Genomic DNA, 14778 nt, shown 5'->3' with positions numbered 1-14778 from the left:
GGCAGTTTATGGGCGTCAGGTTGAAAGTTTACAACAGCCTTAATCCTCGCCACCAGTCTCTCGCCTGACCCGTGCACCGGGACGCTGCACCGAGGCGTGACTCGGGGTATACTGCCCCCTTATTTTTTGCCACAAAGCGTATTCACAGGCCAATTCATGAACGAGATTTTTACTTTTCTGTCTCAGCATCCGGTGCTGAGCCTGCTTTGGGTCGCGCTGCTGGTGATGTTCCTGTTTACCCTGGTTCAGGGCAAGCTGAGCAAGGTCACCACTGTCGATCATCAGCGAGCTACTTTGTTGATCAACAAAGAGGAGGCCCGTGTCCTGGATGTCCGTGGCCAGGATGAGTTCAAGAAAGGCCACATCGTTGATGCTATCAACCTGCCGCTCTCCCAGATCAAAAATAATCAGCTGTCGGCGGTTGAAAAGCTTAAGAACACCCCCATCATTGTTGTGTGTAACGCTGGGATCAGTTCCAGCCAGGCTGCCAACACGCTGGTAAAGGCGGGCTTCACTCAGGTCTATAACCTCAAAGGGGGTATGACCGACTGGAACGCCGCCAACATGCCGACCGTTCGGGGCAAAAAGCGCTGAGTTTTGACTCGGCTCTCCCGACCCATCGCACCAGTGTCCGGCATCGGCCCTGCAGTTTTGGCGCCTTATGACAGGTTGCCGGATCGGCGAACGGATGCCCGAGACTTCAAACCGTTAAAACAGGTAACAGATAATGACTGACGCAGTGAACAACGCCGCTTCCGAGCAGCAAGCCGCTCCCGCTTTCCAGATCCAACGTGTTTACACCAAGGACATCTCCTTCGAAACTCCCAACTCTCCGGCGATCTTCCAGAAAGAGTGGAAGCCCGAGGTGAAGCTGGACCTGGATACCCGCTCCAACAAGCTGGCGGATGACACTTACGAGGTGGTGATCTCCATCACCGTGACCACCAAGGTGGAAGAAGCAGTGGCGTTCCTGTGCGAAGTTCAGCAGGCCGGTATCTTCACCATCTCCAACCTGCCGGATGCGCAGCTCGCCCACGCCCTGGGCGCAGGTTGTCCAAACATCCTGTTCCCCTATGCCCGCGAAGCCGTGGCCAGCCTGGTGAACCGTGGCACCTTCCCGCCGCTGAACCTGGCACCGGTAAACTTTGACGCCCTGTTTGCTCAGTACCTGCAGAAACGCCAGCAGGAATCGGCCGCTGCCGAAGAGCAGGCTGAGGCCTGATCGGAGTCGTTCCGTTGACTGATTACGCCGATATCACGGTATTGGGGGCGGGGTCTTACGGCACCGCCCTTGCCATTTCTCTCGCCCGCAACGGCCACCGGACCGTGCTTTGGGGTCACCAACCCGAGCATATGGCGACTCTGCAGGCAGACCGTAGCAACGAGGCGTTTCTGCCCGGGGCGGCGTTCCCCGACCCCCTGGTGATCGAAGCCGACCTGGCCAAGGCGCTGACCGCCTCCCGCAATGTGATGGTGGTGGTGCCCAGCCATGTCTTTGCCGAGGTGCTCAGGCAGGCGAAGCCGCTGCTGCGGGAGGATGCCCGCCTAGTCTGGGCCACCAAGGGGCTGGAGCCCAAGACGGGTCGTCTGTTGCAGGATGTGGCCAGGGAGGTACTCGGTGAGCAGATCCCGCTGGCGATCCTTTCCGGGCCCACCTTTGCCAAGGAGATGGCTAAGGGACTGCCGACCGCCATCTCCCTGGCGTCGACGGATCCGGACTTTGCCAAAGACCTGGCGAGTCTGCTGCACTGCGGCAGCTGGATGCGGGTCTACGTCAATCCGGACTTTATCGGTATGCAGCTGGGGGGGGCGGTCAAGAACGTCATCGCCATTGCCGCCGGCATGTCCGATGGCATCGGGTTCGGTGCCAATGCCCGCACCGCCCTGATCACCCGGGGCCTGGTGGAGATGTGCCGGCTCGGCTGCTCCCTGGGGGCCGATAAGGCCACCTTCATGGGGATGGCCGGCCTGGGGGACCTGGTGCTCACCTGTACCGATAACCAGTCCCGAAACCGCCGCTTCGGCCTGGCCCTTGGCCAGGGCAAAGAGGTGGAGCAGGCGATGGCGGAGATAGGCCAAGTGGTCGAGGGCTACCGTAACGCCGAGGAGGTCTACCAGCTGGCTAAGCGTCAGGGGGTGGAGATGCCGATCACCGAACAGCTGTACCAGGTGTTGTACCAGGGTAAGCCGGTGGAGGAAGCGGCACGGGATCTGCTCAGTCGAGATATGAAACAGGAGTAAATCGGCCTGGGGCTGCTTTACTGTGAACTCAGGGGGTGCTCAGGCACCCCCTTTTGCTGGTTATTGTGACCAATAAGCCGAGAGAGTGTTCGATGAACGTGGATGTTGTGGTGATTGGGGCCGGAGCAGCGGGGTTGATGTGTGCGGCGACGGCCGCCGCCCGTGGACGCCAGGTGCTGGTGCTGGATCACGCCAAGCAGGCGGGTAAGAAGATCCTGATCAGTGGCGGCGGCCGCTGCAACTTCACCAATTTGGATGTGGTGCCCGCCAACTATCTGTGCGGTAACCCGCACTTCGTTAAATCCGCCCTGGCCCAGTACAGCCATTGGGACTTTATCGCCATGGTGGCCCGACACGGGATCCCCTATCACGAGCGGGAGCATGGCCAGCTATTTTGTGATGAATCGGCCAAGGCGATCGTGCAGATGCTGCTGGCGGAGTGTGATCAGCAGCGCGTGCAGTTAAGGTTGCGCTGCCAGGTCGAGTCCGTCAGTCGGGGAGAGGGGGGCTTTTCGGTGGCCACCTCCACTGGACGGATCCAGTGCGAGTCGCTGGTGGTGGCGACCGGCGGACTCTCCATGCCCAAACTGGGGGCGACGCCCCTGGGGTACCAGCTGGCAGAACAGTTCGGACTGCGGGTGCTGCCGACCCGGGCCGGCCTGGTGCCGCTGACCCTGCAACCCAAGGATAAACAGCACTTCGAGCCGCTGTCCGGTATCAGCCTGACCACCAGAGTACAGGCCGGTCCCCGCGACAAACCGGTAGGCCCCGCCTTCACCGAACAGCTTCTGATCACCCATCGGGGTGTTTCCGGCCCGGCGGTACTGCAGGCCTCCAACTACCGGGGCGTGGGGGAGCCGGTGACCGTGGATCTCCTGCCCTCGGACGACGCAGCCGAATGTCTGGCAGAAGCCAAGTCCCGCACCCCCAAGCGACGACTGCTGACGGTGCTTTCCGAGTGGCTGCCCGCCCGGCTGGCGGAGGCGCTGATGGCTCACCAGGGGTGGGAAAATGAGCAGCTGGCCCAGCTTAATAAGGCCCAGCTGTCGGCCATCGCCCTGACCCTTAACCGTTTCGAATTGCGGCCCGCTGGCGATGAAGGTTATCGCACCGCTGAAGTGACGCTGGGTGGGGTGGATACGGACGAGATCAGCTCCAAGACCATGGCGTCAAAGCGCGTTCCCGGGCTCTTCTTTGTGGGCGAGGTGCTGGATGTTACCGGCTGGCTTGGGGGTTACAACTTCCAGTGGGCCTGGAGCAGTGGCTACGTGGCGGGTCAGAACGCCTAGTTGTTTAGGCACAATAAAGTTTGTACATAAGCCTTAAAGTTTGTACATAAGGCCGGTTTGGAACAATAAAGTTTGTACACTGCGTTACACTTCGCTCTGTAGTTGCTGTTATGGAGTGAAGTGTCTTGGCACGACGTAGGAAGTTAGAGACGTTGTCTGATTATCAGCGCGCCTTGAAGAAAAAGTTTGGGTTAGGCGAAAGGTGTGAGTACATGCCTTGGCTACGAGTACAAGACGTCAATTCTTGCGGTAATAGCGGTAAGATTGAAGGACTCAAATTTGGCCGCACCCACCACACCCTCTCTGAGCATGAATCCTGCCTCTTCTATATTGCAGAGTTCAGTGATTCAATCATCGACATCCGTGAACAATTTCCCCTCTTACCACTCGATCTATCGGTCAAGATCGCTCAGACACTGGGGGTAGATCATCCCGTTAATCCGCAGTCGCCAGGCAAGGAGATCAATGTCATGACGACAGACTTCTTGCTTACGAGAACGGATGGAACGACCACCTGGTACGAAGCAGTTAGCGTGAAGCCAGAGGATAAACTCAAAGACCAGCGTACGGCTGAAAAGCTCGATATCGAGCGGACCTGGTGGCAGTTGCAGGGGATCCCGTTTCACGTCTTTGTGATGACAGAACAGAACAAAATCCAGTCAAAAAACATTCAGTGGTTTACCGCACCATTGCGTCATGGAGCTAGTTTCCCCGATGACTTGATGGATCATGCAAGAGCTCTTACCCACCATGGAACTGTGCTGATTGAGGAAGTGTGCAACACCTTCGTTCAAGAAATTGGGATTGAGCATGACGATGCCTTGGTGCTCTTTAAGGTTTTGCTGGCCACTAAACAAGTTGTCGTAAATCTCGACAAGCCAATCGCTGACACCGGCATCGTAGAGGTGCTCAATGTGTTGAGCCAAGACATGGAGTGCCACCATGCAAGTTGAAAAAAACAGTGTCTGGCAGGTACTGCAGGTTGATGGTGTAGAGGATGGGACCTATCGCGTTCTTGGACACTATGCAGATGTGAATCTTTTGGTTCTGTTTCGACTTCAAGATACGTCAGGGCTTCAACGCCCAATTGTGATCTCGCTTTCTCAGTTCACGGATGAGATAAAAAGCGGTCAGATCACGCATACCGACTTCCCGGCGCCTTTTTATCAGCTTGTGGCAGAGGAGGAGATCTCTACATCTCATCGCAAGAAGCGGGATGATCGCTTTGACCTGATCCGAGAGTTAGTGTCTTCACCCAACTTTCTGCTTGAGTTTGCACTTAACCCGCGCTGTAACTTGGTGGTTGCACACGCAAGGCAGAAAGGAACTTATGTTCAAGGGCTATACCGCTCGCTCAATCTCTTTTGGAAGTATGGACAGGAGCGCAATGCGCTGTTGCCTGCTTACAAGTACTCGGGAGGTGCCGGGAAACCCCGTATTGCAGGAAGTGTAAAGCGCGGCTCGCCGATACAAGTATCCACGCCAAGTATGGATGTTCCGCTTGGTGTAAACACGAGCGAAGAGGATAAGGCTAAGTTCCTGAAGGCGATGAAACGCTATGGCCTAAAAGGTAAAAAGGCGACGTTCAGTCGGGTTTATGACCAGATGCTCAAGGAGTTATACGCAGAGGAACTGGTGTCTGCGGAGAGTGAAGTTCGTGAGGTACAGGTGCCTAGCTATCGAGCCTTCGTCTACTGGGTGAAAAAGCTTATTCCCAAGCAGGAACTCATTCGAAAGCAAACATCATCGGGAGATTTCGCTCGTAACCGCCGGGGGTTGCGTGGCTCCGCAACTGTTCATACGGAAGTGCCAGGTAGTTGCTTTGAACTTGATGCCACGGTACTCGATGTACACGTTGTGTCTGAATTTCGTCGTAATTACGTGCTTGGCCGACCAACAGTTTACTGCGTTGTCGACAAGGAAAGCCGCATGATCGTAGGGCTTCATGTTTCCATGGAGTATGCGTCTTGGAGAGCTGGGCGTCAGGCACTCGTGAACAGCTTCACTCCGAAGAAAGAATACTGTGCGATGTATGGTATTGAGATCGAGGAGGCTGAGTGGCCATGTCACCACATCCCCCAACGGCTGCTGTGTGACCGTGGGGAGTTCATCTGTAAAGATGCAGAAAACCTTGCTGTGCCCCTTGTCGGGCACTTAAGTCTTGCCCCTCCTTACCGTGCTGAGCTCAAAGGGATCGTTGAGCAACGCTTCAATATCTTGAACAGTAAATTGGTTCATGAACTGAAGGGAACCACGAAAGGTCGTCAGTACATTCGGGGAGATAAAGACCCAAGACTGGACGCTGCGTTAACGCTTAAAGAGATAAACAAGCTGCTAATTGACGCTGTTCTCGATCATAACAGCGCCATCTTTGAGTCGTTATCGGGCCAGACCACGCTCCTGATTGAATCTGGCCTTGCTCCTACACCATTGAACTATTGGAACGTTCATATGCAGAAGCATAGGCATGCACTGACCAAAGCCAATGAGGCTGAGGTGCATGCCCGACTGCTGCCCGTTGAGACAGTCACCATGACCAGTAAAGGGCTCTGGCGTAACGATGAGATGTTTTATGAGGTGAATCACCCGAACTTTGAAGACTGGAAGGTTATTGCCCGGGCTGGCCGTAGTTGGCGATTGGAGGCGCGCTTTAATCAGGATAATTCCTCGATTATCTATGTGCGTCTACAAGAGCAGGAGGGCTTTAGCCGATGTGAGTTGATGCTGGGGTCATCCAACTTTAGTCAACGACACCAAGCCGACATCTTACATTTCGAAGACTGGAAGAAAATGGAAAAGAAGCGTACCAAACCCTCCGCAAAATCGGTGGAGCGGTACAGACGGCGTAAAAGCATTGTGAAAAATGCTGAGGATGAGGCCAAAAAGGCACCGCCATTATCCTCTAAAGCTGAGCGTACCCGTGGCATGAAGGACCGGAGGCGTGAGGCGATACAACAAGCGCGGGGTGAGAGTGAGTTACCTGTATCCAAGCAGTCATTGGAAACTCCTTCCCATGTGGAGCAATGGGCTGAAGAGCGTCAGCAAAACGTGATATCGCTGCTGAAGCGGAAAAAGGATCGCAGTACATGAGAGTTGTAAAAGCGCAGTATCAAACGGCTCTCCTGCCAGAGCATCGAGAAAACCCATTAATTGAAGCACTGCCAGCGAAGCTACAGGATGACGAACTCATTGAGGGGTTGCGCTTCTATCCCGATTGTTCTGCAGAAGAGCGTGAAAAAGAGGCATTTGAGCGAGTTGAGTATTTGACCCGACTCAAGGAGCTTCGCCAGCCTCAGCTCGTTCATTTGGATGTGTTTCGGGCCGTAGAGCGCGCCTTGAAGGAGGGGTACTCTACCAAGAATCCACACTCTCCAACCACGATGAACTACCTGCATTACTCTCTGGATGAGCGCCCCGAGATCGAGCCTCGGACAGGGTTCTTTAAACCTAGGGGTTCAGGCATCACGGTGATCGGAGAAAGTGGAGTCGGCAAGACTTCAATGCTTGAGCAGGTTTTGGGATATTTTCCCGATGTAATTGTCCATGAGGAAAGCTCGACTGGTTTGTTGCCTTTACGGCAAGTCGTATGGCTAAAGGTCGATTGCCCCGATGACTCGAGTGTCAAAGGACTGTGCCATCGAATTCTTGAGGAACTGGATAGAAAGCTTGGGGTTAACCCCACAAAGCCTGCTAGCACAATCGCACTGCTGATCAGTCAGATTGAAGCAAAAATCAAATCCAGCTTCCTTGGCATCTTGGTCATCGATGAGATGCAGAATCTCAACTTAGCGAAGTCGGGTGGTTCTGATCGGCTACTCGGGTTTCTGCACAACCTGGTGAATAACCTTGGGATCCCACTTCTGTTTTGTGCCAACCCTCCGTTCGATGAGTTGCTAAGTAAGAGTTTGAAGGCAGCAAGGCGGGCCGAAAGTGGTGGCTACTTTGACGTCAATCTCCTAGGACAGAGAAATGGAGAGTGGGAGCTCTTCGTTGAGGAGTTGTGGGAGTTGCAGTGGACCAATGTGGTTACGCCCCTTACAGAGGCATTAAGCAATAAACTCTACGAACTGTCGGTGGGTAACATGGATTTGGCGGTTCGGACTTTTCGTGAGGCGCAGCAGGTGATCATTGGCTCGTTGGATGAGAGGCTAACGGAGGAGGTGCTAGAGAAGGGGGCAAGTATCGCCATCCGAGCCTCAAAGAGCGCGAGAGATGAACTGGCCCATGTTAAAAAGCTCAACCTCCTTAAACGAAAGAAAAAGGCAAAAGCGGAACGTTCGGAAGAGACCAAAGCCAACTCTTCAAAGAAGGCAGCTGTTGCAGCAATGGATGGCAAACTTGTACAGATCCCTGGAGATCTGAGCCGTGCCCATCACCCCGAGTTTGCAGATATGCTCACTGCACTACAGCATGCCGATGATTTGTATGAGCAGATCCCTGACCCGGACTTGATCCAACGTGCCTCTGAAGAGGACGACCCTCTCGACTCGTTGAGGAAAGCCGGCGTGTTCTGCGAAGACCCGCTTAAGGTGTTTGCCTAGCGGCTGGGTATGAAGCATGCGCTTGCCGTCTCCTTTTCCCGATGAGCTGTTACTTGGACGGTTAATCCGCCATGTAACGGTATCTGGGGAGACGGCGGGTGCATTAGCTAAAAGGGTGTTTGGGTCCAATCGTGCATCCATTCACCCTTTCCTGACTGCAGGGCTGCGTAGCTTGGCAGATTCGTCACAGGAGGATGCCGAAGTCCTGCTTTTCCAACAGACTTTAGCACCCCTGTTTTTCTTCTATTTACCCAGTCATGCCGAAAGGCTCCAAACACTTGTCCTGGCTGACGAGGGGGCTAAAGCTCTAAGAGAGAGCCAGCTTCCTTCCTTCGGGGCCGGTTCCTCTGTGTGCCTGAAGTGGTGCCCCCTATGTGCAACACATGACTTACGCGAGTTCGGTGTGACTTACTGGCATCGTTCTCACCAAATTCCTGGCATCACGGCCTGCTTTAAGCACCCTGTGTTGTTGCAGCGAGTGGAACTGGAGCGCCGACAAAGGTTGATAGCGAGCTTGCTGCCAACTTGTAACGGGTATCCGCGTCCTGCATCTGGTATTGAAAGTCGCGTTGCAGCGTTTGGCCAGAACCTTCTGGTTCGTCTCGGGGCAGACCTGCCGCAGATTGAGTTCACTACTACCTACCGGCATCGGTTGAGAGAGCTTGGTTTCATTACTATCGGGAACCAGGTGCGTCGACAGCACTTGCTTCAGCGCTTTGCCGTTGAAGTTGAACAATACCGCCCAGGCCCTGATGTGCCCCTGTTACGCAGCCGAGATGATTACCGGTACATATCCGAGCTACTCGAGCATGGCGGGAGCCACCATCCCTTCCGGCACCTTCTGTTTGGTACCTGGCTGTTCCATGAACCTGAGAAATTGCTGGACTACAAGCCGTCTCAGGCAAAGCCTCTATCAATTAAGGATGGTACCGGGGAGAGGCTGGCGTTGGAGCAACGATGCTTGAGACTGCTCAGGGAAGGACGATCTATGGCCGAGGTCTACCGACTGACAGGGAAGAGTCGTTGTTACCTCAAACGATTGGCGATCCGACAGGGAGTGCCACTGAACCTGAAGCCTAGGGAGCTGATTTCTGATCTTCAGCAAAGGATCATCCGAATGGCGCGAGCAGGCACTCATCGTAAGGCGATTTCTGAACGCTGTGGCATCGGCATCGGCTCTGTAGAGCAGGTGATCGCAAGTGAGCCAGGGCTTGTTGCTCGGCGAAAACAGTGTCACTGGGAGTCGAAGCGGAGACGCTGTCGGGTTCGGATTGCCAGGTACCGACAACGGCACCCAGACGGTATTCGGCAAGTGATTAAGAAAGACTGTAATGCTGAGTTCTTCTGGCTCTACGGTAACGATCGAGAATGGCTGCAACAGGCTCTGCCACCGCCGAAGGCGGCGACAGGCAGATCGCGGTAGTTATGTGGCCGTTCTGAGCACGGTGGCGTTGACTACCATTCGGTTGCCGTAAGACTGAGCGCTAGCCAGCGTACAAATGATGAAGAAAGCCTGTATACCGATTGCCCATGGGTGTAATGCTCCAAGGTAAGGCAGCTCAAGCCCACTCAAAGACCAGGTGACCAAAAGAAGTAAATTGATCAGAGAGCCTGAAGTTGCATCTCGATACAGCAGGAACTTCTGGTGTGCCGACTGTACCTGTGGCTCGTCCATAACCGGCTTATAGATGTGCCTGTACCAGAGGCTATTTCGCTCCTTCCTTGGGATTTCACTGCCAAAAACGTGATGCCACGAAGTTGTGAGTTCGTCGGTTACTAGTCGAGGCTCCGCGAAGCAAAGCTTGTCACAGCGGTGCCCGGGCAGTTCATTCCAGAGCCGAAGGAACACGAGCTTATGTTTAAATCTCTGTGGTAAAACATCCGAGAGCATCACCAGCACCGTCCCTGTCAGAGCTGCAAGCCCTGCGGCTGCAACAAAGTAATCGATAGTACCTTTTGCATCGGAGATGCCGACTTGAAGCACCAGGTTGATCAACAGTGGAGCCCCCATCAACCCAGCAAGAGACAATTTATTCTTGTCTTTCAGGTTCTGCATGACGATCAAGCCTCCTCTTCGTATTCGTAGTGGTAGGGCTCGGGATTCAAACTTGTCCACCCTGCTCGGCTTTGAGCTCCGGAATGGTGGCAAATACCGCCTCCACGCGTTGCCAGTGCTTTTGCCCCACGGTGGGTAAAGGCATTGAGCACTGCTTTATGCGGGTGTTTCGGCTCACCTTCCTTTGCGGCCGAGGCAACGGCCGTGATCCCACGACTTTCACCTTCAGCAATTGGGTCTCCGATGATGCGATTCAATACGGAGGGACCAACGTTGCGTTTGCTGCCGTGATGGGGGATCTGTATGAATCGAAGTTCCGCGCCTGAAAAGCAGTTATCGAGTTGGTCTGCAGCTTTATCCAAGGCGGTGATCCCTGCATCACCGGTAAACAGCAAGCGCTTTCCGTCTACGATGATCTGCGTGATGACACTTGAGTTGTTCTTTGCCGAGGTGGTGTCTTCATCGTCGATTTTGTCGTCGCCCCATGCGGCAAAGATCTTTTTCATGACCTTCTCTGCGGCTTTGTATAGACCTTCGAATAAACCAACTTCAGCACGAGCGTCTTCAGCACTTTTGGCCTCTGGCATCCCGTCGAACTGGGGAATCAATTCCTCGTAATACTCCAAGCTTGGGCCGAGCACTTTGATTGCGTCGAAGGCTTCGCCAGTGAAGGGTTCGCGGACAGTGATCCCTTTGGTCTCAGCCAGTTCAACAAGGCTGTAAGCAGCCTCCAAGCTGTCCTTCAAACGCTCGCCAATGCTGCTGTCGGTAATACGACCATCCTTAAATTTGTCGGCAATCCCCTGGTTGTGCTCCCACGCTTTATGGATCCACAATTCCGAGACTTCCAACTCTTCGATCACCGTCGTTAAGCCATTGATGTGGTCCTGATCGGGATGGGTAGAGATAACCAAGTCGACCTTTTCCGTTTGGTAGTGCTCCTTGATATGATCAACCAGCTTTGCTCCATCGTCCTTATAACCTCCATCAATGACGACAACTGTCTGCGCCTCTCGGTCGCCCGACAAGTCACCGTAGCGGACCGCCATGGCGTCGCCGCTGTTCGATTTTTCCCCAACTGCAAGTACGTCAACTTCATATCCCATAAAACCTCCTGTATTCCCCTTGGATAAAGTGCATCATTGCGATGATGCTGATTTATTTGTAGGTTATGTTGACTTCTCGACCAGAGTCAAGCACTGTTTGTGCATCTTTGGAATGATGCATATGGCTATGAAGGCAACACTAGAGCAAATCGCAGAGGTAAGGGCGAGTCATCCCTTCAGGGGCGCGATTAAAGAAGTGAGCTTAGGAAATGGATATGTCATCCAGACTCGAGATCAAGACTCTGATGGCCAGGTGGCCTGGAATTCATTGGTCTGCACTGAGGTTTCGGGACGCAAAGAGCCCGACTGGCTCAGGGATGGAAACGTGATTTTTTCTGCTCGAGGTTCAAGAAATTTGGCCTCGGTGATCACTGACATCGCTAAGCCAACAGTATGCTCTCCCCACTTCTTCGTGATGGAGGTGCTCGATTCAAGTCAGGTGTTACCGAGCTTTCTTGCCTGGCAACTGAATCAGCCCAAGCTACAGAAGTACTTTCATCAGTGCGCAGAAGGTTCAGCTCAGGTGAGCATTCGAAAGACCGAATTAGAAAAAGCTCCTCTGACCATTCCCCCATTGGCGCAGCAGAGAATGGTTATGGAGCTTGTAGAGAGAGCCTTGAAAGAGAAGCAAATCCACCAAAGACTTATCGAACTCAGGCAGCAAGAAATTGAAGCAGTTGCCAGAGAGCTATTGAAGTAAAGAACAGAAATTGAGTTAGGGAACAGAACAATGCCAAAGATTAGCCAAGACGAGATCAACAAAGCGGTATGGGCCGCCTGTGACACCTTTCGTGGGACAGTGAGTGCCGATACCTATAAGGACTTCATCCTCACCATGCTGTTCCTTAAGTACATCTCTGATGTGCATCTGGATGAGCGTGAGAAGCTGGAGCAGCAGTACGGTGACAATGAGGCGTTGATCGACGCCATGATGGCCAAGCAGCGCTTTGTGCTGCCTAAGGGCACCAGCTTCTGGGATCTGTACGAAGACCGTGCGGTACCGGGCATTGGTGAGCGCATCGATACTGCGCTGCACGCCATTGAAGAGGCCAACGGTAAGAAGCTGAAGCATCTGAACCACTCTGTGTTCCAGGACATCAGCTTTAACTCCAACAAGCTCGGTGAAGAGAAGCAGAAGAACGAACTGCTGCGTCACCTGATGGAGGATTTTGCCAAGCCGTCGCTGAACCTGCGTGCTGATCGTGTAGGCAACCTGGATGTGATTGGTAACGCCTATGAATACCTGATCAAGCATTTTGCCGCTGGTTCCGGTCAGTCTGCCGGTGAGTTCTATACCCCACCCGAGGTGTCCGACTTGCTGGCCATTCTGTTGGACCCGCAAGAGGGTGATCAGATCTGCGACCCAGCCTGTGGTTCTGCCTCGCTGTTGATGAAGTGTGGCCGTAAGGTGCGGGAAAACCATAACGGCTCTAAGAACTACGCCTTGTATGGCCAGGAGGCGATCGGCTCCACCTGGGCATTGGCCAAGATGAACATGTTCCTGCATGGCGAGGATAACCATCGCATCGAGTGGGGCGATACTATCCGCAACCCTTTGCTGCGTGACGGCGACGATGCCTTGCTGCACTTTGATATCGTTACCGCCAACCCGCCGTTCTCACTGGATAAGTGGGGCCATGAAAGTGCCGGAGCCGATAAGTTTGGGCGCTTCCGTCGTGGCTTGCCGCCGAAGACCAAGGGCGATTACGCCTTTATCTCCCATATGATCGAGACCTTGAAGCCAAAGACCGGGCGTATGGGTGTGGTGGTGCCTCACGGCGTGCTGTTCCGTGGCGCGGCAGAAGGTAAGATCCGTAAGCAACTGATCGATGAGAATCTGTTGGATGCAGTGATCGGCCTTCCGGAGAAACTGTTCTTTGGCACCGGCATTCCGGCGGCGATCCTAGTGTTCAAGAAGGACAAGTACGACGACAACGTGCTGTTTATCGACGCCAGCCGCGAGTTCCAAGCTGGAAAGAATCAGAACCTGCTGTCCCAGGACAATATCGACAAGATCGTCGCCACCTACAAAGCTGGTGAAAGCGTTGATAAGTATGCCTATCTGGCCTCGTTGAAGGAGATCCAGGAGAACGACTACAACCTCAATATCCCGCGCTATGTGGACACCTTTGAGGAAGAAGACGAGATCGATTTGATGGAAGTGCGGGCCGAGCGTCAGAAGCTGCAGGCTGAACTGACCACTCTGGAAACGGAGATGGCAGGTTACCTAAAGGAGCTGGGTTATGGTGCCTAATGGATGGTCAAAAAAGAAGCTAGGCCAAATTTTGCCTCAGCCATACAAAAATGGAATTTACAAAAGCGCAGATCTCTATGGTTCAGGCACAGAAATTCTGAGAATCAATGACTTCAACAATGAGGGTGAAGTTACTTCCGGCCAGCTTTCGCTCGTGCAGCTATCCGAGTCAGAGGTGCGAGGCTATGTACTCAATAAGGGCGATGTTGTCGTCAATCGCGTAAACAGCTTGACTCATTTAGGGAAATCGGTGCTTTGGAGTGATGACAGCTCACCTGTATACGAATCAAATATGATGCGAATTCAGGTCGAAGGGGCTGATATCACACCGGAGTTCTTAGCTCGGGTGCTGCAAAGTAAGCCTTCGCGAACTTTCTTTCAACGGGTCGCTAAGCGTGCGGTGGCTCAGGCGAGTATTAGCCAGCAGGATGTGAAGAGTCTTCCAATTTTGCTTCCACCAGTGGCCGAGCAACGCAAAATCGCAAAGATCCTAGCTAGCTGGGACAAGGCCATCGCCACCACCGAGTGCCTGATTGCCAACAGCCAGCAGCAGAAAAAGGCACTGATGCAGCAACTGCTGACCGGCAAAAAGCGCTTTGCCGGATTTGAGGGAGAGTGGTCTTACAAGACCATCAATGAGATCGCGACGCGCATCCAGCGCAAGTCCGACGGTGAAGACCATCCGGTGCTGACCATCTCCTCACTATCAGGTTTTGTGACCCAGGCAGACAAGTACAGCCGCTATATGGCGGGGGAAAGCGTGAAAAACTACACCCTGCTGAAGCAGGGAGAGTTCGCTTACAACAAGGGTAACTCTAAGACCTATCAGTTTGGCTGCATCTTCGATTTGGAAGGCTTCGAAACTGGCTTAGTCCCCCATGTTTACGTCTGTTTCAAGCTCAACGAAGGGCTGAGTCATCGCTACTTCAAGTACCTGTTTGAGGCTGACTACCTCAAGCCACAGCTTGGCGCTCTGGTAAACACCGGAGTGCGGAACAACGGCCTGCTCAACATCAAACCGGCTGAGTTCATGAATACAAAAGTGCCTGTCCCTTGCTTTGACGAGCAGGAGCGCATCGCAGATGTCCTGCACGCGGCTTCTGAGGAGTTGAAAGCTCTGAATAGCAAGCTTGAGCACTTAAAGCAGGAGAAGCAGGCGCTGATGCAGCAACTGCTGACCGGTAAGCGCCGCGTTGTGGTTGACGACCCCGAGGCGACATAGCTTTAGGTGTAAACCTGATAGTAAGCAGACAGTTAATGACTTTTGCTTGCTATCATGGTGACCGATATT

At 53.7% G+C, this 14778-nt stretch carries 13 protein-coding genes; 11 read left to right on the top strand and 2 right to left on the bottom strand.

Annotated elements, in window-relative coordinates:
- Nucleotides 1–156: 156 nt before the first annotated feature.
- The 8 genes from ABD997_RS02280 (at nt 157) to ABD997_RS02245 (ending at nt 9494) form a co-directional block, all read left to right on the top strand.
- Entirely contained in the window at nt 157–594 is a 438-nt protein-coding gene (locus ABD997_RS02280) for a rhodanese-like domain-containing protein (RefSeq protein WP_345315391.1), read from the top strand.
- A 133-nt stretch (nt 595–727) separates the two neighbouring features.
- Nucleotides 728–1222 carry a protein-export chaperone SecB gene (secB, locus tag ABD997_RS02275; protein ID WP_345315390.1) on the top strand — a complete coding sequence of 165 codons (495 nt, stop codon included), beginning with the start codon at nt 728–730 and terminating at the stop codon, nt 1220–1222.
- Nucleotides 1223–1236: 14 nt separating this feature from the next.
- The gene (gene gpsA, locus ABD997_RS02270) at nt 1237–2241 is read left to right on the top strand and encodes an NAD(P)H-dependent glycerol-3-phosphate dehydrogenase (RefSeq protein WP_345315389.1); all 1005 of its coding nucleotides are present in this window, start codon (nt 1237–1239) and stop codon (nt 2239–2241) included.
- 92 nt (nt 2242–2333) lie between these two features.
- Nucleotides 2334–3530 carry a BaiN/RdsA family NAD(P)/FAD-dependent oxidoreductase gene (locus ABD997_RS02265; RefSeq protein ID WP_345315388.1) on the top strand — a complete coding sequence of 399 codons (1197 nt, stop codon included), beginning with the start codon at nt 2334–2336 and terminating at the stop codon, nt 3528–3530.
- Between the two features lie 152 nt (nt 3531–3682).
- Nucleotides 3683–4483: a TnsA endonuclease N-terminal domain-containing protein gene (locus ABD997_RS02260; RefSeq protein WP_345315387.1), complete on the top strand. Its 801-nt coding sequence runs from the start codon at nt 3683–3685 to the stop codon at nt 4481–4483.
- Nucleotides 4473–6620: a transposase gene (locus ABD997_RS02255; protein ID WP_345315386.1), complete on the top strand. Its 2148-nt coding sequence runs from the start codon at nt 4473–4475 to the stop codon at nt 6618–6620. Before ABD997_RS02260 ends, ABD997_RS02255 begins: the two co-directional genes overlap by 11 nt.
- On the top strand, nt 6617–8071 hold the full coding sequence (locus ABD997_RS02250; RefSeq protein WP_345315385.1) for an ATP-binding protein: 1455 nt from the start codon (nt 6617–6619) through the stop codon (nt 8069–8071). Before ABD997_RS02255 ends, ABD997_RS02250 begins: the two co-directional genes overlap by 4 nt.
- A gap of 16 nt (nt 8072–8087) precedes the next feature.
- Complete coding sequence (locus tag ABD997_RS02245) at nt 8088–9494, top strand: TnsD family Tn7-like transposition protein (RefSeq protein WP_345315384.1); 1407 nt, start codon at nt 8088–8090, stop codon at nt 9492–9494.
- Here ABD997_RS02245 and ABD997_RS02240 read toward each other — a convergent pair whose 3' ends face one another.
- Nucleotides 9495–10127: a hypothetical protein gene (locus ABD997_RS02240; RefSeq protein ID WP_345315383.1), complete on the bottom strand. Its 633-nt coding sequence runs from the start codon at nt 10125–10127 to the stop codon at nt 9495–9497.
- A gap of 5 nt (nt 10128–10132) precedes the next feature.
- A complete protein-coding gene (locus ABD997_RS02235; RefSeq protein ID WP_345315382.1) occupies nt 10133–11233 on the bottom strand; it encodes a ComEC/Rec2 family competence protein in 1101 nt (366 codons plus the stop codon).
- 28 nt (nt 11234–11261) lie between these two features.
- On the opposite strand from ABD997_RS02235, the gene ABD997_RS02230 reads away from it, so the two are divergent.
- The 3 genes from ABD997_RS02230 to ABD997_RS02220 are packed head-to-tail and all read left to right on the top strand — an operon-like array spanning nt 11262 to nt 14709.
- The gene (locus tag ABD997_RS02230; protein WP_345315414.1) at nt 11262–11933 is read left to right on the top strand and encodes a restriction endonuclease subunit S; all 672 of its coding nucleotides are present in this window, start codon (nt 11262–11264) and stop codon (nt 11931–11933) included.
- Nucleotides 11934–11963: 30 nt separating this feature from the next.
- A complete protein-coding gene (locus ABD997_RS02225; RefSeq protein ID WP_345315381.1) occupies nt 11964–13487 on the top strand; it encodes a type I restriction-modification system subunit M in 1524 nt (507 codons plus the stop codon).
- Complete coding sequence (locus ABD997_RS02220; RefSeq protein ID WP_345315380.1) at nt 13477–14709, top strand: restriction endonuclease subunit S; 1233 nt, start codon at nt 13477–13479, stop codon at nt 14707–14709. Before ABD997_RS02225 ends, ABD997_RS02220 begins: the two co-directional genes overlap by 11 nt.
- Nucleotides 14710–14778 lie beyond the last annotated feature (69 nt).

Origin of the sequence: Ferrimonas gelatinilytica (assembly GCF_039544205.1) — a bacterium.
Lineage (GTDB): Bacteria > Pseudomonadota > Gammaproteobacteria > Enterobacterales > Shewanellaceae > Ferrimonas > Ferrimonas gelatinilytica.
Note: the sequence above shows the minus strand (reverse complement) of the source record. Positions and strands in the feature narration are given on the sequence as shown.